Raw genomic sequence first — 25114 nt, 5'->3', positions numbered from 1 at the left:
TTATGGCTGAAGATCTATTAATTGCCAAGGGCAGCAAAGCGGAACAATATCAAAACTTACTTCCACAGATAGGTGGATTGTTACAGGGAGAAAATAATCAGATTGCAAACCTTGCCAATATTGCGGCAGCACTAAAGGAACAATTTAATTTTTTTTGGGTTGGTTTTTATCTCGTAGACGGTACTGAAGAGCTTGTTCTTGGCCCCTTCCAAGGCCCTGTTGCCTGTACGCGTATAAAAAAAGGAAGAGGGGTATGTGGTGGTGCCTGGGCGCAGGCCAAAACTCTTATTGTACCTGATGTGGAGCAATTTCCCGGGCACATTGCCTGCAGCTCGCTGTCACGGTCTGAAATCGTATTACCTGTTTACAAAAAGGGGGAAATTATCGGTGTACTCGATGTGGACAGCAGTGAATTGGATAGCTTCGACGAAATAGACGAAAAATACCTTACCCAAGTCTTGCAGTTGTTGGATAAATAACGTATTAAGCATTATTAGCAAAAAATATATAAAGCAAAAACCTAATAATCAAAAGTCGAATCCATTCATACACATGATTTCTACTGGCGCACTTACGGTCTTTATATTATTGTAATTCCCAAATTTTAACAAGCTTGTCGTCGCTGACACTAAAGAAATATTGGCCGTCTTCGGACCATATTCCTGCATTGACGGATAGATGATGGCCATCCTGCATTTTGTCGCGGCTCATATTTTTCAGCAGTGCAAAATCAGCATTAGACCAAAATTTCAACGACTTATCGCGGCTTACTGTTGCAAAAAATGGTTCAAAAGGGTGTGGATAGATCCCATACACCGTGAACAGGTGTGGTATAAAGGAGAAGTTATTGCTCAGTTGATTGACATCGGAAATAATAAGCTGAGCATCGCGTCCACCGCTTAAGAGTTTATTTTGAAGAAAAGCCAAAGAGGTTGTGGGCAGACTATGCAACTTCATCCGTTCGATGACATGGAAGTCCTCGCTAGCCAACAAATATACCCAGCCATCTTTATCACCCAGAGCAATCTTGGTTTCATCGGCATCCACGGCAATACTTCGTACTGTCGTTTGGGATAGCTGTAGGTCATAGATACGCTTGTATGTTGCGAGGTCGATTACATAAAGCCGTCCTTCCTCCCCTACGGCGAGCAGCTCATTCTTTTGCTGGATATAGGAAAGTGCAAAGATGGCTCTATTGCCGAGCTGCAAACTCGCCACAAGTTTCTGTTCCTGTACATCCACGAAAAGCAACTTTCCCTCCCGCAGCGCAATTGCCAGTATCGCAGTTCCCGGAATCAATTTTAAAGCATACACGGAGGAGGTCACCGCGCAGAGGATGCGCTTAAATCCGTTCTTCTCAACATCCCATTCGACCACGCCCTTGTCGTTACCGCCAGTAAAAAAAGTATTTAGGTAATACCCTTTTTCTACACAAAAAATTGGGTTCTGATGTCCAGTTAAAGTCGATTTTAATTTAATATCCATAGTTATTTATCAAGAGCAAACCGCATTCTTCCTGGCATTCACCTCCGTCCCAAAAAAGTGCAGTATATCTACAAATATACTGTACTTCTTAGATTATTTTGTCATCCTAGCTTAAAGCCTTTCGCCCGAATCGGATTTCGTCCGAATTAAAATGGCGCATTGTCAAATTTAAGCTCTGGGAAAACATTGCCATTTCACATTTGCTTTGACCCCGAACGGGATTATTTGGTCCTGAACCGATAATTAGTTTGCATCCAAGGCTTACACACGGAGCACCGAAGCAAACACTTGCGCGCTTAAAGCATTATATTCGGGTGTTTTCTTAATCCTTCAGCGTGCGATAGCAAATACATGCGGCACTACCCGGATCACATCGTTGTCCACTACATCTCAGTTTGGCGTACAAGCAAACATATATAGCACACATGTAAGGTATATGACGATCGAATTATTTGTCGCTGTATTGGAAGTGTTTGCAAGGTGTACCGATCCAATCGTCCGGGTGGTAGAAGGGATCAAGAAGAAAGGCAAAGCACCCTAATGCAAAGAAAAATAGAATCAGTCGAACGAAATTGGCAATACAATAGCGGTATTTGATTTGCTTTGGAAAAGCAACTGAATATTATTGGTATATCATTGGATTACTTGGTGTGATAATATGGAGTCTTCGGATGCTAAAGAAGTTCCGATCAAACACGAAGTGATATTGAGCTAATACAAAGTGACATCGATCCAGCTTGAAGCAATATCGGTCTGGTGGGAAGAAATACCGTACCAGCTGCCTTTGGACGTCTCTTTAAGTCAAAATCAGTCTGTCAAAGGAATTAAAAATTTACTCAGCTTACCCGGAATTGGGCCCTACAGTACAGCCCTACTTATTACGCTCAATGAGCGCAAGATGCAGACGATACTAAAGTAAAAGCCCAACCAATAGGTCGGGCTTCACTTTTTAAAATGGTCTAATCGTTCTTTATAAACCTTTTTTTGACGCTCAGTTCTTTTTGGGTCGATCGCTTGAGGTCCCTAACTTTTGTTGAGCAGGCTATTGATGCCTACTTTCAAGATTTTTCGCAATTGTTTCCAACGAAAATCCCTTCTCACGCAACAATACGATCAAATGGAACAATAGGTCAGAAGTCTCATTGATAAAGTCGGTTTCAGTTTCAGTTAATGCGGCAATAACCGTTTCTACAGCTTCCTCACCTACCTTTTGCGCGATCTTATTAATTCCTCTGGACCGCAAACGGTTAACATAGGATTCGTCAGAAGGATTTTCATAACGATGATTGACGATACGTTCGAGCTCCAGTATAAAATTCTGATTGAATTCTGTGCTGAAACAGCTCCGGCTTCCCGTATGGCAAGTTGGCCCCACAGGATCAGCCTTGATCAATACGGTATCTTTATCGCAATCGATATGGATACTCTTTACGTTTAAAAAGTTTCCACTCTCTTCCCCTTTTGTCCAGAGACGATTTTTGCTACGGGAGAAAAAAGTCACGCGCTTCTCCGCCTGTGTCTTTTGCCAAGCCTCTTCATTCATATAACCCAGCATCAACACCTCCAGGGTTTGGGCGTCTTGAACAATCACTGGGACAAGTCCGTCACTTTTTGCAAAATCTAACATTGTATTGTATTTAGTATTGAGCTATGGGTATTTGAAGCTTACTTATGTCCGCCTAGGGCTTAGAAGCTTTGTTCCTACTCCTTACTCATTAATCAATTTTCTTATTCTGCAAGCCCTGATAGCTTACCTAATAGTATCATTACTCCTTTATCCTTACTCTTAATTCTTTACTATTTTATTCGCGCCTATCGCACGACAATACCATTATGGCGCAAAGTCTGCTTAAGATCCGGAATCAATATTTCTCCATAATGGAATACGGAAGCTGCTAATGCGGCATCCACGTTGGCCTGTTGGAAAACATCGACAAAATGCTGTTGATTACCAGCCCCACCAGATGCGATCAGCGGAATATGAATACGATCGTTAACAGCCTTTAAAAATTTATTGTCAAAACCGTTCTTAGTTCCATCATGATCCATTGAGGTCAACAGAACCTCTCCGGCCCCGCGTTCTTGCGCTTCAAGGATCCAATCCAGGGTATTGATTTCCGTCTTGATGCGTCCACCACTTAAATGGACAAAATCCTGTCCTTCAATAGATCTCGTATCGACAGCAACCACTACAAATTGGGCACCAAAAGCGGCGGCCATTTGATTGATCAGTCCCGGATTGCGCACTGCTGCAGAGTTAATGGAGATCTTGTCCGCCCCAGCATTTAATAGGATATCCGCGTCACTGATTTCATTGATACCACCTCCTATTGTAAAAGGAATATTCACCTGACGAGCTACCGCTTTTACGAGATCTATCGTCGTCTTACGTCCCTCATGTGTAGCTGTAATATCTAGAAACACAAGTTCATCAGCTCCTTGCTGGGAATATTCATAGGCGAGTTCAACAGGATCACCTGCGTCACGCAGGTCGACAAAGTTGACACCTTTTACCGTACGTCCGTCTTTGACATCCAAGCAGGGAATTATCCGTTTTGCCAGCATGTTAAAATCGGATTAATGATTTGAGATTCCAGTCTTTGACTTCATCGATAGAGATACGATTCTCATAGATTGCTTTTCCTACAACCACAGATTCTACTCCACCTAGCTCTTGAAGCTTTTGAATGTCATCCATTGAACTGATACCCCCAGAAGCAATCAGCTTGATAATCGGAGAGTGGTTTAACAATTTTTGATACAATTCCACACCTGCGCCCCCCAGTTTTCCATCTTTGCTAATGTCCGTACAAAGGAATCTAAAAAATCCCAAAGCCAAGCATTTATCAATATACTCGATCAATTTAATTGGTGAACTTTCTAACCAGCCGGAGTATTTAATGACTTCGTCCAACACATCAATTGCAATGACAATATGATCTGCGTATTTGACTTTCCCTTCGTTAAGCGTTGCCAGTTCCTCCAAAAAAGAAGGATTTGTGATCGCTTGCGTACCGACAATCACACGGTATACACCAGCATCCACCAATTCCTTTACCTTATCAATGCTTCTGACTCCACCGCCATACTGTATTTTCATATCTGTCTTTTGGATGATATCGAATAAATAGGCCTGATTGCTAAAGTCACCTTTTGCACCATTTAAATCTATGATATGAACCAACTCCGTACCGTTTGCACGATAGTTCTCGATCTGCTCTTCTAAACTTATAGCATAAGTTGTAACGTCGTTGTAGTTACCCTCTCTTAAACGGACAACTTTTTTGTCCAAAACGTCAATTGCTGGAATGATATACATAATCGAATATTTTTAGTCTACTTGAATAGTTGAAAAATTGAGCAACAACTGCTCACCTGCTTTTCCCGACTTCTCCGGGTGAAATTGTACGCCAAAGAAATTTTCTCTGGAAATTGCTGCTGAAAATGGCACTCCATATTCACATTTAGCGGCGGTAAATGTCGTATCATATTCGATATAATACGAATGGACAAAATAAAAATAAGTCTGATCTTCTATATTCGCAAATAAAGGATTATTTGCTTGTACCGAAACGCTATTCCAGCCCATATGAGGCACTTTACCCGCTATACCAGCTTCAAAATGTAACGTTTTCAACGGGAACAACTTCAGCATCTCGGCATCACCTTCCTCCGAATATTCCGTCAGCAGCTGCATCCCGACACAGATTCCAAGCACAGGTTTACGCAAATCTTTAATATAGGGTACTAATCCCGACTCAAGCAACTTATTCATTGCCGCCCCAGCATGACCTACGCCCGGAATAATAATCCGATCATAACGATCCATCTCCTCAGCCGTATTGATCATACCATAAGTCAACCCTACTCGATCTAGCGCAGCAGTCAGGGAAAAGATATTCCCGGCACCGTAATTAATAATTCCTATCATCTTACAACACTCCTTTTGTACTTGGCAGTTGCATGTGATCTGCATCACGGCGAACAGCTTTCTTAATAGATTTGGCAAAAGCTTTAAAAATTGCTTCAATCTTATGGTGCTCATTATCCCCTTCGGCCTTGATATTTAGATTCGACCTGGAGGCATCAGAAAATGATTTAAAGAAATGGAAGAACATCTCTGTCGGCATGTCACCTATTTTCTCACGTTTAAATTCAGCATCCCATACGATCCAGTTGCGTCCGCCAAAATCCAGTGCAACCTGTGCCAGGCAATCATCCATTGGTAAGGTGTACGAGTAACGCTCAATACCACGCTTGTCTCCCAATACCTTCAAAAATACCTCACCCAAAGCTATCCCTGTATCTTCAATCGTATGATGCTCGTCTATATGAAGATCACCTTTCGCTTTGATCGTTAAGTCCAATGCACCATGTCGGGCTATTTGATCCAGCATATGGTCAAAAAAAGGCAATCCTGTTTCGATTTCCGATTTACCGGAGCCATCCAAGTTTAGTTGAATAAAAATATCCGTTTCATTTGTCTTACGATGATGTTCGGCAGTACGCGTGCCCAGTTTAAGAAATTCGTATATCGTCTTCCAGTCTGTGGTTTCCAACGCCACCACTTTCGGGTCAATGTCAACGTTCTCCAACGCCCCCAATTGATCATTGGCACGCAGCCATATTGCTTTGGCACCAAGATTTTGCGCGAGCTTCACATCATTGACTCGGTCACCGATAACGAACGATTCACTTAAATTATATTTTGATGGATCGAAATATTCACCGAGCATACCAATACCCGGTTTACGAGTGTCAGCATTTTCATGCGGAAAAGTTTTATCTATATGTTCTTTGGCAAATACTACACCCTCTGCTGCAAACGTATCTAGCACAAAATGATGGACGGGCCAGAAGTTTTCTTCCGGATGGGAAGATGTTCCCAGGCCATCTTGGTTTGAAACCAAGATCAATTCAAAATCCAGTTCCTTCGCGATACGTGGCAGGTACTGCAAGGCACCCGGATAGAATTTTAATTTTGCAAAAGAATCGATCTGCTCATCTTCTGGTTCCAAAATTAATGTTCCGTCGCGGTCTATAAACAGTACACGTTTTAAGTTATCAGGCATAGTATTATTTATTGATTTGATTAAGTTTTTCTAATAATGTTTGGTTCTCTGCAGGCGTCCCGACTGTAATGCGCAAACAGCCCTCACAAAGTTCGACTTTAGACCGATCTCTGACAATGATCCCATATTGAACTAGATAGTCATAAACTTCTCTCGGCTGTTCCATCTTGACCAGGATAAAATTGGCATCAGAAGGAGTGATATATTGCACATAATCCAGTTCGAGGAGCTCGCGTACCAGTCGTTCACGTTCAGCTACCGTCTCTTTGATCCAGTCATTGACCTGATCCACATTATTCAGGGCCTCCAACACGATATCCTGTGTTGCCTGATTAATGTTATAGGGTGGTTTGATTTTATTATAAACTGCTATAATCTCTTTACTTGCAAATGCCATGCCCAATCGCAATGCTGCAAGCCCCCAGGCTTTGGACAAAGTCTGCAATACCACCAAGTTAGGGTATTCAGCCAATTCCTGTGTAAATGATTTTACGGCAGAAAAATTGATATAAGCTTCATCGACGACAACAAGCCCCTGAAAATTATTCAATATCGTTTCGATGTCCTGACGACGGATAGAATTTCCGGTCGGATTATTCGGCGAACAGATAAAAATCAACTTGGTATGTGCATCTACTGCATTCGCTATTCCATCCAGATCCAACTGGTAGTCTGCTGTAAGGTTTACTTTTTTGAAAGCGACATCATTGATATTCGCCGACACCTCATACATACCATAGGTCGGTGGAACGAGGATAACATTATCCACACCGGGTGTACAAAATGCGCGGTACAAGATATCAATCGCTTCATCGCTCCCATTGCCTAAAAAAATATTTTCTGCGGGAACACCTTTTATTGTTGAAAGTTTTGCTTTGACTTGATGTTGGAGTGGGTCTGGGTATCGGTTGTAATCATGGTTGAGTGGGGATCCAAAAGGATTTTCATTGGCATCAATCCATATGGATGCCTCCCCTTTAAATTCATCTCTTGCGGACGAATACGGTACGAGCTTCTTGATATTTTCCCGTAATAGGTTGTTTAAGTTGAATGGATTATCCATTATAAAAAAATTAGAGCCGTAAACTTAGATAAATTGTTTATCAAATGCAATATAATAAGCAATTTAAAAGCATTTGGTCGTAGAAATGTGGTATAAAATTCACAAAAAACTAAACTAAAAACCACTTCCCTTCGATCGAAAGTTCGGTATTGGGAAATACTGTTCGGGCTTCTTCCAACAAGGGTGCTAAATCCCGGTACCGTGCAGAGTAATGACCGAGCAATAATTTCTTTGCATGGGTTTCTTTGGCTATCTCTCCAGCTTCCAATGCCGTTGTGTGGAAAGTTTCTTTTGCCCGGTCGACCATATCATGTAAAAATGTAGATTCATGGTACATGAGATCGGCATGCTGAACATAGGGAAGGTAATTTACTGTGCGTACCGTATCTGAACAATATACATAACTTCTGGATTTGGGTGCAGGCAGGCTCAATTGATCCGCTGGGTAAACATCCCCTTTTTCGTCCACATAATCCATCCCTTTCTTGATAGCGGGATAATATACCGTGGGAATGTTCAACGCTTGAACCACATCACCGAGCAAGGTCCTAGCCCGTGGTCCCTCATCAAAACGAAAACCCGTGCAGGCAATACGATGTGTTAAAGGGAATGCGCTCACTTTCATGGTCCGGTTTTCAAAAATAATACCGGGCCCGTCGGGTGAAATCGGATGAAAAATAAGATTATAGCGCAAGACTGTCTCCGAATGCATAAATTGGACATCCAAAATCTCTTTTAAGGCAGCTGGTCCGTATAAATGAAGATCACTTTTGCGGCCGACGAGATGCATCGAAGAGAGCAGCCCCACTAAACCTAAATAGTGATCTCCATGTAAGTGACTAATAAAAATATGTCCTATACGATTGCTTTTAATTCCATAACGGCTGAGCTGCATTTGTGTCCCCTCCCCGCAGTCTATTAAAAACAATTGTTCATTAAAGTTCAGCACTTGGCTAGTTGGATGGCGATCAAACATCGGTGTCGCGGAACTATTTCCTAATATCAGAACTTCAAACTTCATATTAATCTTCAATTGTCCCCCGGTATTCAGATTCCAGTTCGTGCGCGAAGATCAAATCTTCCGCAACCTTCAGTGATGGAGCGATCTTTATCGATTTATCCAGGTGCGACACCCGAACCATATCCATTAATTTAGGACAAAGATTGACCAAAATAAATACGCCACCAACAGACTGACATAGGCGGTGCGCCAATATGCCCAAACGGATCCCAACTTCATCCGTCTTTTGGACATGAATCATATCCAGAACAATGTTGCGTTGGCCAATTGTATTGCGCAACAAAAACTCACCCTTGAGTTTCGCCGCATTATCCGCATCTATCACTTCGACATGAGGCTCTATGACAATATAGCGATCGTGTTTATCAATAGTATACTTCATAAGTCTATTTCCTTAGTTTGAGGATACAATGTACTAATAATTTAGCTCTTTTAAGGCTTTTGTCACATTTCTTTCCACGCGTTCCAGTACATTTTCCTGATCAGGGTAAACAAATTTTTCGCCCACGATGTGCTCATATAGCTCAATATAGCGTTCGGAAATTGAAGCAATGATCTCATCTGTCATCTCTGGGACCACCTGTCCATCTTTACCCTGAAATCCGTTATCGATCAACCACTTACGAACAAACTCTTTTGACAATTGCTTTTGTGCTTCCCCTTTGTCCTGACGTTCTTGATATCCGTCAGCATAGAAATAACGGGAAGAATCCGGCGTATGAATCTCGTCGATAAGGACTATTTTGCCGTCTTTTTTACCAAATTCATATTTGGTATCCACTAAGATCAATCCTCTTTGTGCTGCAATTTCAGTTCCGCGTTGAAACAATGCTTTGGTATATTTCTCCAGTTGCACGTAATCTTCCTCACTTACAATACCTTTTTTCAAAATATCCCCCCTGGAAATATCCTCATCGTGACCTACTGCAGCTTTGGTCGTCGGTGTGATAATCGGTTCAGGCAATTTGTCATTCTCCTTCAATCCCTCAGGAAGAGACTCCCCACAAACTTCCCGTTTACCGGCAGCATATTCACGCCAGGCATGTCCTGATAGGTAACCTCGGATAACCATTTCAACTTTAAACGGTTCGCACATTTGACCTATGGTCACACTAGGATCCGGTACAGATACGACCCAATTCGGGATAATATCGGCTGTCGCTTTCAAAAATTTAGCCGCAATTTGATTTAACACCTGTCCTTTGTAGGGAATAGGACGAGGAAGTACCACATCAAATGCGGAAATACGGTCAGAAGCCACCATAGCCAAGTAGGTATCTGCAATCGTATACACGTCACGTACTTTTCCTCTGTAGAAAGCAGTCTGGTTTTCGAAATTGAAATTTGTTTCTTTTATAGCGTTCATGTTCAAAGTAAAATTCAAATAAATAATTATTGATCAGTCTTTGTTTTCATTTCCATGGCTGAAAACAAAGACTCGATTATGCATCCATGGCCTTTTCTAATGGTCCAAATGAACCAGTTTATCGTGCCTTTTAAAGACGATATGAATATCCAGATCCTCTTGGTCCGTACTGGGCCTCCGATCGGGGATATTACAATTGATCTATTTTTGCAACGAACGATTAAATGTCGCCGTATGCTTCCAAAATGCGTCGCACCAATTTATGACGAACCACATCGCCACCACTAAGGTGGATAATATCAATACCTTCAATATTTTCCAGCAAACGGATCGATGTCGAAAGGCCCGATTGATTTTTTTTAGGGAGATCGACCTGTGTCATATCACCCGTAACAATGAATTTTGCGGTCGGCCCCATACGGGTCAAAAACATCTTTAGCTGCATATCCGTTGCATTTTGGGCTTCATCCAAAATGACAAAACAATTATCCAGTGTGCGTCCCCGCATAAATGCCAGTGGCGCAACCTCGATGGTACGGTTTTCTAAATATCCTTTTAATTTTTCGGCCGGAATCATATCGTCCAATGCATCGTAAAGAGGTCTTAAGTAGGGATCTACCTTTTCTTTCAGATCTCCGGGTAAAAAACCGAGGTTTTCTCCGGCTTCCACCGCTGGTCTTGTCAGGATAATACGTTTGATTTCTTTATTGCGAAGTGCCCGGACAGCAAGTGCAACAGCCGTATAGGTCTTTCCTGTTCCTGCCGGACCAATGGCAAATAAGATATCATTTTTCGAAATACTATCGACCATCCGTCGCTGATTGGCTGTCCGTGCGCGGACAATCAAACCATTGGGTCCATAAACTATGGGCTCAGAACCAAAGGCAGCTTGCTTGGCAGCAATTTCCTTTTCCTGTTGGGCAGCAGAACCTGCACTTGCCCCAAGGAGATTTTCAAAATCCAACAACGTAATGTTGTTAAATTTCTCAAGGTGAGCCATGACTTCCTTAAACGATTGCTCAAACAGCTCCAACTCCTTCGCATCACCTAACACTTTCATTTCACTTCCACGAGCCACAATCCGCAGTTTTGGGAATTGCTTCTTTAAATAATCAAAGTGCTCATTGTCTGCTCCCCATAATACGGGCAAATTCAGACCATCTAATGCAATTAGTAATTCGTTCAAATTTTATCCTATTTTAGAATTAATTAGATTGTAGCTACCACGCAATAGCTCTTATGCGTAATACTATTCAAAATTAACGTATTCTAATGAGAAAATAGACCATACCAAAGAGATTTTTGCAAAAAGAAAACCAAATTATTTTTTTCGTATTTTATACCTGAGTTTTGCTTTTAAAAGTGGATCTTCAGGGTGCGGAAACCAATTCTTTATTATTTAAATCGAAGCTATGTTTGTGTGTATCAACCGGAAAAAGATATATTCAAAATAAGTTCTTCAATTAGCTTTACAAATCAGCTGATAAATAGTAATTTTGCTCTCTATTTAAATAGATTTTTTAGCATCAGAACAAGTAAGCAACAGAAGATCTATTTCTATTCATTCAAAAAGGGAATTCGACAGCAATTCGGTCTACTTTAGATTATAATGGCAGTAATTACGTTAACGACAGATCTAGGACATAAGGATTTTTATCAAGCTGCGCTAAAAGGGAGCCTTTTAACGCAGTTGTCTGATGTTAATATTGTCGATATCACCCACGAGATCCCAGCATTCAACATTCCGCGCGCAGCCTTTGTACTTGGTAACGCCTATCATTATTTCCCCAAAGGGACCGTACATATCATCGGTATCAACACCTTATTTCATGAAGAATCCAAATACATCGGCATGAAATACAAGGACCATTATTTTGTCGGCGCGGACAATGGTATTTTCAGTTTGCTGTTAAATGGAAATGAGCCCCAGGAATTGTATGAACTCAATCTGATGCAGGACCTGCGATACCTCCATTTCCCACTCGCTGACATTCTTTCAAAATCAGCCTGTCATATTGCAAAAGGGGGAAAACTGAAAGATGTGGGCACGCCAATGCATCAACTGATAGAAAAAGTTACATTACAGCCGATCTTTGATAAGGATATGATACGGGGAAATGTCATCTACGTTGACGCCTTTGGCAATGCCATTACCAATATTTCAAAAGACCTGTTCAATAAAGTCCAAAAAGGGCGAAATTTTGTCTTGTATTTCAAGCGCAACGAAACGATCACCAACCTTTCCTGGCATTACAATGAGGTCGGCGAAGGCGAAAAATTATGTCTCTTTGGAATCAGTAATTATCTGGAAATTGCGATCAACAAGGGCAACGCGAGCCAGCTTTTGGGACTTCACGATGACGACTCCAATGTCATCCGTATCGAATTTAAAGATTAATTTCATAAATTCATTCTTAGAAATTATTTGCCCACAGGTGTCAAGCTCCAAAACAGGGATAGCGCTTGTAGCAGTTCTGCTGCCAAGGCAAAGCAATTTCAGCAAACTTAATATGGGATTGATTGGTTCATTGTTTATGAAGTCTTTAAAATACACGTTACTGCCCTTTCTTTTATTATTTAACCTCGCGTATTTGATGGCGCAGGAAAATGCAGATTCCAGTGCTTTTGAAGTACAGCGCAAACGTGTCAATAGCCTGCTTGAGGCAAGACAACAGAAGTTCGGCGCTTATGATACGAGCCTCACTCAGAAAACAGGGCTTTTTGGACTGTTTAAATCCAAGGGTGATATGCAAAAAAGCATCGATATCCTCAAAGATGTCGTGATCACAGATAACAACATCTTTTTGGAAACCCAACAGCTGCTCAAAATCAAAGATTTCGAAAAGGACAAATTCCGGCAGATGGCCACAGAATATGATAAGCAGATCTCAGCCTATATGGGCACAATTAATAAACTTCAGCTTGAAAATGAAAGACTCAGGACACAATTGGACAAATCAGCCGGAAACGGACTGTCCGGCAATGTATGGCTCTACCTGGCCTTGCTCGTCATCCTAGTGCTAGCGGTCTTATTGTATCGTAGCCGTACACAAAAATCAGTCCCCATCCTTAAAAATACGGACTAGCACTTTGTGCTTTTGGGCGTATAGCGATGACATGCACCACGAGAATTGGCTAAATGATAATTGTTGTTGATTAAAAGCAGTCAAAAGCCAAAAAATTGACCAAAGTATGATAGCAAAATATTTTTAATCTCTTTACATTTGTCCTCGCAACAAAACATTGAAGTAGCGGATTATGGCAAGAGGTTTCAATAGTGGTAATAAACAAGAAGAAGATCTACCAAAACCAAAGTTAAATAAGGAGCTCCTGTTACGGGCTTCGAAAATAATGACCTATTTAAGGCCTTATCGGGTTAAGTTTGGAATCGGCATGTTATTTTTGGTATTATCCAGTCTTTCCATGCTAGCTTTCCCTGCACTTTTGGGTGCGATGATTGATGCCGCCCAAGGCAAGCAAAAATACACCTGGCTACCCCCTGAAGTGTATTACATTGGTGGAATAGCCTTTATCATTCTATCGTTTACGTCCGTCGTTTCTTTTTTCCGAATCCGTATCTTCGTCGAGATCGCTGAACGCGCTTTGTCCAAAATTCGTAAAGATACCTACCATAAGCTTATCTCCTTGCCGATTGAATTTTTCGCCAATCGCCGTGTGGGAGAATTAAATAGCAGACTTTCCGCTGATCTATCCCAGGTCCAGGACACCTTAACCACTACATTGGCTGAAATTTTAAGACAATTGATCAGTCTTTGTTTTGGAGTATTTCTGCTCGTCTGGGTATCGCCCAAATTGGCCTTGATGAATCTCTGCATATTACCCGTCATCGTGGTTGCCGCAATTGTCTTCGGAAAATTTATTCGTGAATTATCCAGACAGGCGCAGGATAAGATGGCGGAATCAAATAGCATAGTTCAAGAAACTTTATTGGGCATTAGCAATGTAAAAGCTTTTGTGAACGAATACTTTGAATTCAACCGTTACAGTAATCAGATGGATTCTGTTGTCAAATTAGCGGTCAAGGGAGCAACATTCCGAGGAGCCTTTGCTTCATTTATCATATTCTGTATTTTCGGTGCTGTTATCGCCGTTATTTGGTATGGAGCCGCATTGGTTTCTATCCATGAGATGTCTGTCGGTGATCTAACAACATATATCCTTTATTCGATGTTTGTTGCCGGATCGATGGGTAGTTTCCCTGAATTATACGCAAACATACAGCGCTCACTTGGCGCCAGCGAAAGGATCCTGGAAATTCTTGATGAACCACAGGAGGATATCAAAGTTGAACCGAGTTGCAAGGAGATCAGTAAAAAGATGAGTGGAAATCTCCGTTTTAATCATGTGGCATTCGCCTACCCTAGCCGTCCGGATATTGAAATTCTCAAAGACATTAATTTTACCGCCAATGCTGGCGATAAAATCGCCATCGTCGGCCCTAGCGGCACCGGTAAATCAACCATTGCCTCTTTAATACTACAGTTCTATACCAGCAATAAGGGAGAAGTACTTTATGATGGCAAGCCTGCATCGGACTTTGAGCTGTGCGATATACGCAACCAGGTGGCCATAGTACCGCAAGACGTACTGCTCTTCGGCGGAACAATCCGCGAGAATATCGCCTATGGTAAATTAGACGCCACAGAAAATGAAATAACAGAAGCTGCCAAACGCGCCAACGCCCATCAATTTATATTAAATTTCCCTGAAGAGTATGATACCGTGGTCGGAGAACGTGGTGTAAAACTCTCGGGAGGACAACGTCAACGCATCGCTATCGCCCGGGCTTTACTCAAAGACCCAGCGATTCTGATTCTGGATGAAGCAACGTCTTCATTGGATTCCGAATCAGAACGTCAGGTACAAGATGCGCTGGAAGAATTAATGCGTGGCCGTACATCCATCATCATTGCCCACCGTTTATCGACGATAGTCGATGCAGACAAAATTATCGTGGTCGAAAATGGCATCGTCTCAGAAAGCGGAACACATTTCGAATTATTACAGAAAGAAACCGGGCTGTACCGCCACCTCTATACCCTGCAATCCAAACAGCAGAAAGTAGATATGTAAAATTTTGTTAATTATTGATTCTTTTTAAACAAATTGTTCCAGTGATTGTTCATTTGGTATCATACTTGATTATCATTTGAATACACAATAAAATAGAAGAATTATGAAAAATAGCAAAAATGGATTAGTGGCATTTGCTTTGGTAGGATTGGCTGCGGGAGCTGCTGCATGGTATCTTTTAGGAACAGATGACGGGAAAAAGCAATTAGATCGTGCAAATGATGGCATCAAAAGCTTAACTAAGTCATTGAAAGATCTTTCGAAAAAAGAAGCTAGAAAAGCCCAAAAGTTAGCTAATAGAGCTTCGGCTGAGCTGGACAACTTAAAATCAAAAGCACAGGCTGCTTTCAGTAAAGCGACGGACGATGCAGATGCATTGAAAAACAAGGCAAAAGAAGCAGGCAGAGAAGCTTTGGACCACGCCAACAATGCAGCACAAAATTTAGCAAGTAAAATCGACAACACAACCGATGCTGCTAAATCAAAAATTTCTAATGCATAAGTAAAAAAAACGTTTTTTTAAGAATTGGTGGTTTGGCCGCCTTCGGTGGTTAAAATACATTTGTATCTTTGCGGAATATGACTTTACTGCAACAGGTAAAAACCTTAATTCTTAAAGACATCATTCTGGAATGGCGATCAAAATACGCCATCAACGGAATCCTACTATATGTCGTATCTACTGTATTTGTTTGTTACCAAGCATTCAAGTCAGTAGATACCACAGTTTGGAATGCTTTGTTCTGGATTATCATGTTATTTGCATCCATCAATGCCATCAACAAGAGCTTCGTTCAGGAAAATCCCAACCGACAACTCTATTATTATTCCTTAGTTGACCCACGGGCAATTATCCTCGCCAAAGTCATTTACAACATGTTATTGATGACCATCCTGGCTACCATCGCTTATTTCGTTTATTCGATCATATTCCAAAATCCTCTCGGGGATCCCACGCTATATTTCATTTCGGTCATTTTGGGCAGCATCAGTTTTGCCAGTGTATTTACTATGATTTCGGGCATCAGTTCAAAAGCCGGAAATAACAGCACGCTAATGGCCATTTTAAGTTTTCCGGCAATCATACCGCTGTTGATCGTACTGATCAAACTCTCCCGCAATGCAATAGAAGGTTTGGAAAGAGCAGCAAGCATGAGAGAAATAATCGTATTACTCGCAATTAATGTAATCACGATCACTATTTCTTTATTGTTATTTCCGTACCTTTGGCGAGATTAAATTTTAGGATTGAAACACATTAAATTCAATTTACCATGAGAAAAAAATGGTGGAAAATATTAGCTGTTCTGATTATTTGCGCAGTCATTATCAATGGTCTTTTAGGCCCTGTCCCCCGCCTATTTATCCTTCACGAAAGTATCCGTAATGTCTATTTCCATGTTCCGATGTGGTCTGCGATGATTGTGATGTACCTGATTTCTGTTATTTATAGTGTCAAATACCTTAATACAGGTAAACAAGAATACGATTTAATGGCCATAGAAGCCGTAAATACAGGTATTACCTTTTGTTTTTTTGGCCTGGCAACGGGAATGCTGTGGGCCAACATCACCTGGGGAGAGCCTTGGCCAAATGATCCCAAGTTAAATGGTTCGGCAATCGCGACATTAATGTACCTGGCCTATCTCGTACTCCGCAATGCACTCGAAGAAGAGCAGAAGCGGGCGAAAATATCTGCTGTCTATAATATCTTTGCATTTCCGATCATTATTGTATTGCTTTATATTCTTCCAAAAATGACAGATTCTCTTCATCCCGGAAGCGGTGGCAACGCTACCTTTGGCCAGCTACAAATGAGCAACGAGCTCCGCCCGACATTCTATGCTGCAATGATCGGATGGCCAATGATTGCTTTTTGGATCTGTTCGATGCGTTACAGGGTGCGTCTATTGGAAAGAAAAGAGCAGGAAATCGATTCATAAAATAATAGAAACAGGCTATAACTGCCTTAAAATAGGCATTAGGACAATAAGTCCTAAGCTCATGAAATAAAACGGAAAAATAAGCATAAGCCCTTTGTTTATAGCGGATCAAATGGCGATAACACTGATCAAAAATAAAATTCTGATGAAACCGGAGATTTACCCGATTACTCATCAGTCATTAAAAGACAAATAATAGGATGAAAAAAATAACATTGTCAATTGCATTATTAATCTTATCAACTGTAAGCACCTTCGCTCAAGATGACGTTGATATGGCAACAGGATTACGTAGTGAGGGCAAAATCTATGTGGTTGTGCTCGTGATGCTGGTCATTTTTTTAGGTTTGGCCTTCTTTCTTTTCTTGCTCGACCGCCGCATTACGAAATTGGAAAAAAAGAATAAATAGTCAGCTATCAATCGCATACCATGATTATAAGTCAGTTCAGAAATTATACACCAATAAATATCCTATTTTTATCCTTAGTGGGTTTTGTATTATGCCTCGGCATATTCCTGCACCTTCCGGATAAACTGGATTCTGTTATTTTTGAACCGGCGCTTGGCAATCTATTGGGGGAAAACAATTTAATCAATCTATCTCCGGCAACCAATGTCTTTATCACGCTCATTCTGACCATTTTTCAGGCAACCATACTTAACCGGATCACAAGCCACTTCAACCTGCTCGGAAAACCTAGCTTTTTGGTTGCTTTGATGTACATGACATTGGCCAGTTTATTTTTACCTTTTCTGGTGCTGTCGCCTACGCTCATCTGTAACTTTATTTCAATATGGATGCTGAGTAAATTGCTTTCTTTGTATCGTCAGACCGATGTGAAAGCAGAAATGTTTGACTTGGGTATGATTGTCGGCATAGGAAGTCTGATTTATTTTCCTTTTTTGAGCATGTTCTTCTTGCTGTGGATAAGTCTGCTTATATTCAGACCATTCAATTGGCGCGAATGGATCACACCGCTTTTGGGATTGGTCACAGTTTATTTTATACTCGCCGTCATCTATCTATGGGTAGGTAAAATGGAATTATTTTACACCATATGGTTGCCATTCACGTATAAGTTCCCAACTGCCATACGGATTCAATTGTTTGATTACCTCGTATTGGTCCCGATACTTTTTACACTGATCCTTTTCCTGTTGATCCTCAAGGATAATTTTTTCAAAAGCATCGTGCACATCCGGAAATCTTTCCAATTGTTGTTTTTCATGTTATGTCTGGCCGTGGCATCTTTCTATTGGAACAAGAAACTAACAGAAGCCCATTTTTTACTCTGTGCCCCCCCAATCGCTATTTATATGGCCTATTACTTCACCTATGCCAAAAAGAAATGGTTTTTTGAAGTTGTTTACGCCATTATTGTATTAACGATAATCTACTTCCAGTTTTTCTAAACAACTGTACAACAGGTGTTTAACCTTTTTTAACAAAATCGGCTTAACAAGCTCACAAAAATTGAATAGTTTTGTATGCGAATAAAAGCAAAGAACATTTAATTACAGGAGTCAAAAAACTCAAAGATTTCACAAAAACTAAATAAACATTAGTTTCTCAATTTTATAGGTTGACCATGCAGAAACGCTTTATAAGCTCTCTAAGAAATAAATCACTCCAACTGTTGTTAGCAGGTGGAATTTTAGCTAGTTCTACTACCGCATTTGCCCAAAAAACAACATCAGCTTCGCCATATTCTCAATTGGGAATAGGTCAGATCCGTGAAGATTTATTGCCTCAGTACAGAGCTATGGGGGGAATTAATACAGGTATCCGTACATTTGACGGGGTATATAATACCAACCCAAGCAACCCTGCCTCTTACTCTGCAGCACGAGTGAGTATCTTCGATGCAGGTCTATATGGAAACTATACACAACTCAAATCCACTACCAGAGCGGACAATACCGCTGATTTTGCTTTTAGCCACATCACGATGACTTTTCCAATGAAGAAGTTCGGCGGTATCAGTATGGGTATATTGCCATTCTCAGATGTGGGTTACCGCACAAGTTCGCAGGAGGGTATTAATTCCGAAATCTATAACAAGGTATTTACCGGTGAAGGCGGTCTGACAAAAGCTTACGCCGGATGGGGTGTACGTGTTTACAAAGGGTTGAGCATCGGTGCGAATATGTCGTACTTATTCGGTACCTTAAATGACTATAGCCGTGTTGAATTTCCGGTCACCTCTGGAGCTTTAAACCCGCAACGCCAAAATAAGCGTGAAATCCAAGGTATTATCTTTGATTACGGTTTACAATATGAACAACCTCTAGGTAAAGAGCATGTATTGAGCTTCGGTTATTCAGGATCACTGAACAACGATATCAAGGAACGCACAACAATTATCGACACAAGGACCGCTCCATCATCTGATCCGGACAATCAAAATATTCCGATAGATACGACTTATATGTCTGACCGAATCAGCAGGCATCTGACTCTTCCGTTAAAACACAATGTGGGGGTTACACTTGCTCGAAATGGCAAATGGCTAGTTGGGGCAGATTTCAAATATGCAGACTGGTCAAGATTTCAGGTCAGAAATGGTGAAAATAGACTCCGTAAAAATTATGGTGTAGCTCTTGGTGGACAATTGACTCCGGACAAATCGTCTCTTAACTATTTAAAACAGGTAGACTACCGTCTTGGATTCAGATACAACAAAACACAGTATTTTCAGGCCGGCGAAAACATCAATGATATGGCTGTGACTGTAGGTGTGGGATTACCATTAGCTAGAACGCTATATTTAGGTGCATTTTCAAAAGTCAATTTATCGGCAGAATTCGGACAGATGGGAAAAGCAGCCAATGGTCTCTTACGGGAACGTTATATCAACTTCAATATTGGCTTTACGCTCAATGACCGTTGGTTTAGAAGAAACCCAATTGACTAAAATCATGGTACGCAAAGTATCCGCAAGATCCATATTTCAAAATATATCGCCCCTGGTAATTCTATTTTTGCTAGGGGCGCTCTTATTGACTTCCTGTGAGCCGGACCTAAAGGAAGTTGACCGGATCGCTAATCTAAAAAAAGAGGAAGCCGTGGATATCTCACGTCATGTGGATATCATCTATAGTGATTCAACCCGGGTCAAAGCCAACCTCACGGCCCCCGAAATGCGAATCAAACATGATAGCACTGAAATCTATGAGTTCCCAAAGAGTATAAAAATCATATTTTATGATGAAAACCTCAAGGAAACCCAACGTATTACTTCTGACCATGCCGTCCGGAGAGAAAAAGAAAAAACAACGATCTTTACCAAAAATGTGGTTGTGACCATGGCTGATGGATCTATTCTGAAAACGGAGGAAATCGTCTATGACGAAGGTGCAAAAGACCCCAATAGGACTTTTTACAATAATCTACCAGTCACAGCATTCTTTAAGGACCAACGTGGTAACCTGTCAGGATCATCATTTACGTCTGACAAGGATTTACTGCATGCCAACATACAGAACGCCACTGGTGTCGTCATTATTAAAGACAACAGTTTATTCCCATCAATAGGTAGATAAACTGCCCCTGCTATTTATTTGTTTCAGGTATTGTTGCACCGCTACTTTTCCCCATCGCTTATATGAGGCCGGAAAACAACGTTCCGAATGGGAGTTAAGCCCCATGAGCAATAAATGGCTGTGACAAGCAAATCACGCTGCTACAGATGGCTTACAGCAGATTACGCTGACCTGATCATAAACTTTGTAATAAAAAACAGCAGAATACAAATAGTTTTCAAATTTGTTTTATTACATTCAGGAAAATATTCCGTTTTTTTTTATAAAAATTGTATCTTGCACCGCATTTTGCTATGCTATGCATAAATTAACGAAATACAAGTATTTACACAATATAAACACAATAAGCAGACTATGGGATTAATGGGCTTTTTGCGTAACAAAGCTGGTGTCATCTTGACCGCAGCGATGGCTATCGCAATTTTAGCATTTTTACTAGGCGATGTCGTTCGAGGAGGAGCCCCTTTTTGGGCGAGACATCAAAATCGTGTAGGGGAAGTCAACGGAACAGAAATTGAGTATCCTGCGTTCAACCAACAAGTGGAACAGGCCGAAGAAATGTTCAAACAACAAATGGGCGGTGCAGTTACTCCTCAAATGAGAACTTATGCCGTACAACAGGTTTGGAATCAATTCCTATCCAGAGAGATCTTGAAAAAAGAGATTGAAAAAATCGGTTTGACAGTAGGTAAAGATGAATTAAATGATCTAGTAAAAGGACCAAATCCTTCTCCTCAGATCGTACAGGCATTTACCAATCCACAAACAGGACAGTTTGACCATGGCCAATTGATGACTTTTATAAGTCAAATGAATACATCCGGTAACCAAGCGGTGGCACAGCAATGGGAAGTGCTACTTGAAGGTGTAAGAGACGAACGCCTAAGCAGCAAGTATGGCGAATTGCTTTCGAACAGTGTTTACGTAACTTCATTGGAAGCTAACGAAGAATACCAGGAACGCAATAAATTGGCCGACTTCAAATACATCCTTTTAGATTACGCTTCTGTAAAAGATGCTGAAGCTAAAGTAACTGATGCGGATTTCCAGGAATACTATAATGAGCATAAAAACATGTTCAAAACACAAGAGGAAACACGTGCGATCCAATACGTTACTGTAGATGCAAAACCTCTTGCAAAAGATTCATTAGCTGTCAAAGAAGCGATCGACAAGTTAAAACAAGATCTTATTGTTGCGAAGGATGACTCACTATTTGCTTCCATCAATTCAGATAACAAATACCCATTCACCTACGTAAAAAAAGGTCAATTGAGCCCTTCATTGGATTCAGTTGTCTTTAACGTAGCAACAGGTACTACGGTAGGTCCATTCTTAAGCAATGGTGCCTATGAAATTGCGAAAGTGGTTTCAACAGTGGTTGGTCCAGATTCAGTAAAAGCTTCTCATATCCTATTGGATGCTACGGCAGAAGGTGGTGTTGACAAAGCGTTGGCAAAAGCTGATTCAATCAAAGGCTTAATTCAAAAAGGAGACAACTTCGCAGCATTGGCCGTTCAGTTCAGCAGTGACCCGGGCAGTAAAACAAATGGTGGCGAACTTGGTACTTTTACAAGAGGCCGCATGGTACCGGAATTTGAAAAAGCCGTATTTGAAGGTAAAGCTGGAGACATTAAAGTGGTAAAATCCCAGTTTGGCGTACACATCATCAAAATCGAGAAACAGATCGGTACTGCAAAATACGCTAAAGTTGCGGTTATCGACAAGGTTATCAACAGCGGCAAAGAAACTTTAAACAATGCACATAGCAAAGCGACAGCATTCTTATCTGCAGCTACTGCACAAAACTTTGCACAAGAGGCTAAAAAACTTGGTTTAGAAGCTCGTACGGCATCACGTGTTACAGCAATGGACAATGTGCTTGATGGTACTGAAGCGCCACGTGATTTGATAAAATGGGCTTTTGAAGCTAAAAAAGGTGATGTTTCAGACAAAGTCTTTGAAACTGAAACTTCTTATATCCTGGCGAGCTTAGTAAATGTACAACCGAAAGGGGTACTTTCTTTGGACGCGGTGAAAAAAGACATCGAGCCTGCAGTTAAAAATAAGGTTAAAGCTAAAGTCTTAAAAGAAAGATTTGACAAAGCTTTAGCTGGAGCTTCTTCAATTGACCAAGTGGCTCAAAAAGTGGGTAAATCGGCTATCCATGTGGAGAATGTGGTATTTGCCAACCCTGTTATTCCGGGTGTAGCCATGGAAAATGCGGTAGTAGGTACTGTATTTGGTCTTCAACCAAATAAACCTTCGAAAGCAATTGAAGGAAACACAGGTGTTTATGTCGTGCAGGTGAATGGATTCACAAATCCATCAGCAATCTCTGACATCAACGGACAAAAGAAACAAATGCTTGCAGCTAAAGCACAACGCGCTTGGGGATCTATTTTCCGCGCATTGCAGGACAAAGCTGAAATCATTGACAATAGAGTGAAATTCTTTTAGAAGATTTTTAAGTAAATTTGTAGCCGGACGAATTATCGTCCGGCTTTTTTTTGATAGAATAACTATGGAAATTCAAACGAATATTGTCAATAAAGTTGCGCAAAGTGGATTAATAACCGTTGATCTGGCAGATTATCATCCGAAGACCGACAATGTCCTATATGATATCAAGGACAATTTGTTCCATGGTCTGATGTTACGGGAAAAAGATTTCCGAGAGTTCATAAAAACACATGATTGGTCACTGTATACCGACAAACATGTTGCCATCACCTGTACTGCTGATGCTATTGTGCCCACATGGGCCTATATGCTGCTGGCAAATAAGCTAGAGCCTTATGCCGCGGCTGTTATCTTCGGAGATTTAGATGAGCTCGTACGCATACAGTACGCCGCCGCTATTGACCAAATTGACATGGAGCAGTTTCGCGATCAACGGGTGGTCGTGAAGGGCTGTGGAGACACCTTCATTCCGGAATCGTCATTTGTTCAGTTCACGATAAAACTTAGCAAAGTAGCTAAAAGTATTATGTACGGAGAACCCTGTTCAACAGTTCCAGTTTTTAAAAGAAGTCCTCAAGCGCCAAAAGCAGCTGACAAACAAGTATAAGCTACTGGCTCATGTGGGTTTCATCACCTTAAAAAGACAATTTATTCTGATGAAATTAACATTTCTTTTCAAACAATTTTCGTAAACTTACGTACATGAAACTTATATCGACATTGCTCCTATACTTATCAGTTTTTGTAAGTACAGTTTTCGCTCAGGATTTACCCCATTTAAAGGAATCGGCATTTAAAGGTGGAGAGAAATTAAAGTACAAACTCCGCTATGGTATAATTTCCGCAGCAACGGGAACGTTGACTGTCGGTGATACGAAAGACGGATTTGGGAATCCCTCCTTTCATCTGTATGCCGCAGGTAAAACAGCGGGAGCATTTGCCATTTATACTGTAAGAAACGAATATAACTCGTATATCAATAGTAAGACATTCTTGCCTTACTACTATACGGAAAACATCCGTGAAGGTGGTTACAGAAGGAACGATAAAGTACGTTTCAATCAGGATACACATACAGTGGTTGGTAATAAAGGAACATTTACATCCAAGGTGGATCAGACCTTTGATTTGCTGTCCTCCTACTACTTTGCCCGCAATCTGGACTTAAGTTCGGTAAAGCCCGGGGAATCCTTTAAACTGACCTATTTTCTGAATGACGAAATTGCCACACTGGGCATACAGTATATCGGAGTCGAAAAAATAAAAACCGAATTGGGTACATTGGAGTGCCTTAAATTCAGTCCCGAAATTAAACCGGGACGTATCTTTAAAAAAAATAGCAAGCTATACCTTTGGGTAACCAACGATGGTAACCGCATTCCAGTGAAGGCCAATGTCGATATATTAATTGGCTCTGTCACGTTAGAACTTCTGGAAGCAAGCGGACTAAAATATAAATTGGGCCAAAAAGCAAGCTACTCAAAATAAATAGAATGATTGAAGTAGGAAATGTGTTGGTACACGAAGATCTGATCAATAATGACTTTGTGTGCAATCTATCAAAATGTAAGGGAATCTGTTGTATCGAGGGGGACTCGGGTGCACCTTTACTGGAAAGCGAAAAGGCCGTTCTGGAGGAGATCTATCCGAAGGTAAAACCCTATATGACAGAGAAGGGTATCGAGGCCATCGAAGAACAAGGCAAATACGTCGTCGATGTAGATGGTGATCTAACCACAACATGTGTTGATGGCAACAAAGAATGTGCCTATGTCACCTGGGAAAATGGCATTACCAAATGTGCGATCGAGAAAGCTTATGAGCTAGGCGAAGTTCACTGGCGGAAACCAGTCTCCTGCCACCTCTATCCTATCCGGACGACGCATTATCCAGAATTTGACGTACTTCATTACGACCGCTGGCATATCTGTAAAGATGCCTGTAGTTTTGGAAAGGAACTTCAGGTGCCAGTCTATAAATTTCTAAAGGATCCCCTGATCCGCACCTATGGCGAAGAATGGTACAAAAATCTTGAGCGGGCAGTCGACGAGTTGTAACAAAAT

27 protein-coding genes are annotated in these 25114 nt (G+C 41.1%); 16 read left to right on the top strand and 11 right to left on the bottom strand.

The genetic code is table 11. The features are described from left to right. The first annotated feature begins 2 nt into the window (after positions 1–2). A complete protein-coding gene (locus G6053_RS03635) occupies positions 3–479 on the top strand; it encodes a GAF domain-containing protein (RefSeq protein ID WP_165305569.1) in 477 nt (158 codons plus the stop codon). A gap of 106 nt (positions 480–585) precedes the next feature. Here the strand turns inward: G6053_RS03635 and G6053_RS03630 are convergent, their stop codons facing one another. Next, positions 586–1485, bottom strand: a complete 900-nt coding sequence (locus tag G6053_RS03630; RefSeq protein WP_165305568.1) for a WD40 repeat domain-containing protein — start codon at positions 1483–1485, stop codon at positions 586–588. A 721-nt stretch (positions 1486–2206) separates the two neighbouring features. Here G6053_RS03630 and G6053_RS03625 point away from each other — a divergent pair. Next, complete coding sequence (locus tag G6053_RS03625) at positions 2207–2404, top strand: hypothetical protein (protein ID WP_165305567.1); 198 nt, start codon at positions 2207–2209, stop codon at positions 2402–2404. 123 nt (positions 2405–2527) lie between these two features. Here G6053_RS03625 and hisIE read toward each other — a convergent pair whose 3' ends face one another. From hisIE to G6053_RS03575, 10 genes are all read right to left on the bottom strand, one after another. Then, positions 2528–3112, bottom strand: a complete 585-nt coding sequence (gene hisIE / locus G6053_RS03620; protein ID WP_108636052.1) for a bifunctional phosphoribosyl-AMP cyclohydrolase/phosphoribosyl-ATP diphosphatase HisIE — start codon at positions 3110–3112, stop codon at positions 2528–2530. Positions 3113–3297: 185 nt separating this feature from the next. Continuing rightward, a complete protein-coding gene (gene hisF / locus G6053_RS03615; RefSeq protein ID WP_108636053.1) occupies positions 3298–4050 on the bottom strand; it encodes an imidazole glycerol phosphate synthase subunit HisF in 753 nt (250 codons plus the stop codon). Between the two features lies 1 nt (position 4051). Further along, positions 4052–4804, bottom strand: coding sequence for a HisA/HisF-related TIM barrel protein (locus tag G6053_RS03610; protein WP_108636054.1), 753 nt, complete (start codon positions 4802–4804; stop codon positions 4052–4054). Positions 4805–4816: 12 nt separating this feature from the next. Further along, the gene (gene hisH, locus G6053_RS03605; RefSeq protein WP_108636055.1) at positions 4817–5416 is read right to left on the bottom strand and encodes an imidazole glycerol phosphate synthase subunit HisH; all 600 of its coding nucleotides are present in this window, start codon (positions 5414–5416) and stop codon (positions 4817–4819) included. A 1-nt stretch (position 5417) separates the two neighbouring features. Further along, a complete protein-coding gene (gene hisB, locus G6053_RS03600) occupies positions 5418–6557 on the bottom strand; it encodes a bifunctional histidinol-phosphatase/imidazoleglycerol-phosphate dehydratase HisB (RefSeq protein WP_108636056.1) in 1140 nt (379 codons plus the stop codon). 4 nt (positions 6558–6561) lie between these two features. Continuing rightward, on the bottom strand, positions 6562–7620 hold the full coding sequence (gene hisC / locus G6053_RS03595; protein ID WP_165305566.1) for a histidinol-phosphate transaminase: 1059 nt from the start codon (positions 7618–7620) through the stop codon (positions 6562–6564). Between the two features lie 109 nt (positions 7621–7729). After that, on the bottom strand, positions 7730–8641 hold the full coding sequence (locus G6053_RS03590) for a ribonuclease Z (RefSeq protein WP_165305565.1): 912 nt from the start codon (positions 8639–8641) through the stop codon (positions 7730–7732). A 1-nt stretch (position 8642) separates the two neighbouring features. Next, positions 8643–9023 (bottom strand): STAS domain-containing protein, encoded by a 381-nt coding sequence (locus tag G6053_RS03585; RefSeq protein WP_104385068.1) that lies wholly within the window; start codon positions 9021–9023, stop codon positions 8643–8645. 33 nt (positions 9024–9056) lie between these two features. Beyond that, the gene (locus G6053_RS03580; protein ID WP_165305564.1) at positions 9057–10007 is read right to left on the bottom strand and encodes a phosphoribosylaminoimidazolesuccinocarboxamide synthase; all 951 of its coding nucleotides are present in this window, start codon (positions 10005–10007) and stop codon (positions 9057–9059) included. Between the two features lie 220 nt (positions 10008–10227). Continuing rightward, positions 10228–11193 (bottom strand): PhoH family protein, encoded by a 966-nt coding sequence (locus G6053_RS03575; protein WP_165305563.1) that lies wholly within the window; start codon positions 11191–11193, stop codon positions 10228–10230. Positions 11194–11616: 423 nt separating this feature from the next. On the opposite strand from G6053_RS03575, the gene G6053_RS03570 reads away from it, so the two are divergent. The 14 genes from G6053_RS03570 (at position 11617) to G6053_RS03505 (ending at position 25108) form a co-directional block, all read left to right on the top strand. Then, entirely contained in the window at positions 11617–12405 is a 789-nt protein-coding gene (locus G6053_RS03570) for an SAM-dependent chlorinase/fluorinase (protein ID WP_108636061.1), read from the top strand. Positions 12406–12541: 136 nt separating this feature from the next. Continuing rightward, positions 12542–13093, top strand: a complete 552-nt coding sequence (locus tag G6053_RS03565) for a hypothetical protein (RefSeq protein WP_165305562.1) — start codon at positions 12542–12544, stop codon at positions 13091–13093. Between the two features lie 172 nt (positions 13094–13265). Then, positions 13266–15101 (top strand): ABC transporter transmembrane domain-containing protein, encoded by a 1836-nt coding sequence (locus G6053_RS03560; protein ID WP_165305561.1) that lies wholly within the window; start codon positions 13266–13268, stop codon positions 15099–15101. Between the two features lie 103 nt (positions 15102–15204). Next, entirely contained in the window at positions 15205–15603 is a 399-nt protein-coding gene (locus G6053_RS03555; RefSeq protein WP_104385074.1) for a hypothetical protein, read from the top strand. A 77-nt stretch (positions 15604–15680) separates the two neighbouring features. Further along, positions 15681–16340: a heme exporter protein CcmB gene (locus G6053_RS03550; protein WP_165305560.1), complete on the top strand. Its 660-nt coding sequence runs from the start codon at positions 15681–15683 to the stop codon at positions 16338–16340. 35 nt (positions 16341–16375) lie between these two features. Continuing rightward, the gene (locus G6053_RS03545; RefSeq protein WP_165305559.1) at positions 16376–17044 is read left to right on the top strand and encodes a cytochrome c biogenesis protein; all 669 of its coding nucleotides are present in this window, start codon (positions 16376–16378) and stop codon (positions 17042–17044) included. 200 nt (positions 17045–17244) lie between these two features. Further along, positions 17245–17454 carry a CcmD family protein gene (locus tag G6053_RS03540; RefSeq protein ID WP_108636066.1) on the top strand — a complete coding sequence of 70 codons (210 nt, stop codon included), beginning with the start codon at positions 17245–17247 and terminating at the stop codon, positions 17452–17454. 20 nt (positions 17455–17474) lie between these two features. After that, positions 17475–18458: a DUF6427 family protein gene (locus G6053_RS03535; protein ID WP_165305558.1), complete on the top strand. Its 984-nt coding sequence runs from the start codon at positions 17475–17477 to the stop codon at positions 18456–18458. Positions 18459–18634: 176 nt separating this feature from the next. Further along, a complete protein-coding gene (locus tag G6053_RS03530; RefSeq protein ID WP_165305557.1) occupies positions 18635–19960 on the top strand; it encodes a hypothetical protein in 1326 nt (441 codons plus the stop codon). Between the two features lie 4 nt (positions 19961–19964). After that, positions 19965–20588 (top strand): LPS export ABC transporter periplasmic protein LptC, encoded by a 624-nt coding sequence (lptC, locus tag G6053_RS03525; RefSeq protein ID WP_108636117.1) that lies wholly within the window; start codon positions 19965–19967, stop codon positions 20586–20588. Between the two features lie 354 nt (positions 20589–20942). Then, positions 20943–23048 carry a SurA N-terminal domain-containing protein gene (locus G6053_RS03520; protein ID WP_165305556.1) on the top strand — a complete coding sequence of 702 codons (2106 nt, stop codon included), beginning with the start codon at positions 20943–20945 and terminating at the stop codon, positions 23046–23048. Positions 23049–23112: 64 nt separating this feature from the next. Further along, positions 23113–23658, top strand: coding sequence for a DUF2480 family protein (locus G6053_RS03515; RefSeq protein WP_165305555.1), 546 nt, complete (start codon positions 23113–23115; stop codon positions 23656–23658). Positions 23659–23753: 95 nt separating this feature from the next. Continuing rightward, the gene (locus G6053_RS03510) at positions 23754–24539 is read left to right on the top strand and encodes a DUF3108 domain-containing protein (protein WP_165305554.1); all 786 of its coding nucleotides are present in this window, start codon (positions 23754–23756) and stop codon (positions 24537–24539) included. Positions 24540–24544: 5 nt separating this feature from the next. Next, positions 24545–25108, top strand: a complete 564-nt coding sequence (locus G6053_RS03505) for a DUF3109 family protein (RefSeq protein ID WP_108636071.1) — start codon at positions 24545–24547, stop codon at positions 25106–25108. The last annotated feature ends 6 nt before the right edge of the window (positions 25109–25114 follow it).

Origin of the sequence: Sphingobacterium sp. DR205, from assembly GCF_011064245.1 — a bacterium.
Lineage (GTDB): Bacteria > Bacteroidota > Bacteroidia > Sphingobacteriales > Sphingobacteriaceae > Sphingobacterium > Sphingobacterium athyrii.
Note: the sequence above shows the minus strand (reverse complement) of the source record. Positions and strands in the feature narration are given on the sequence as shown.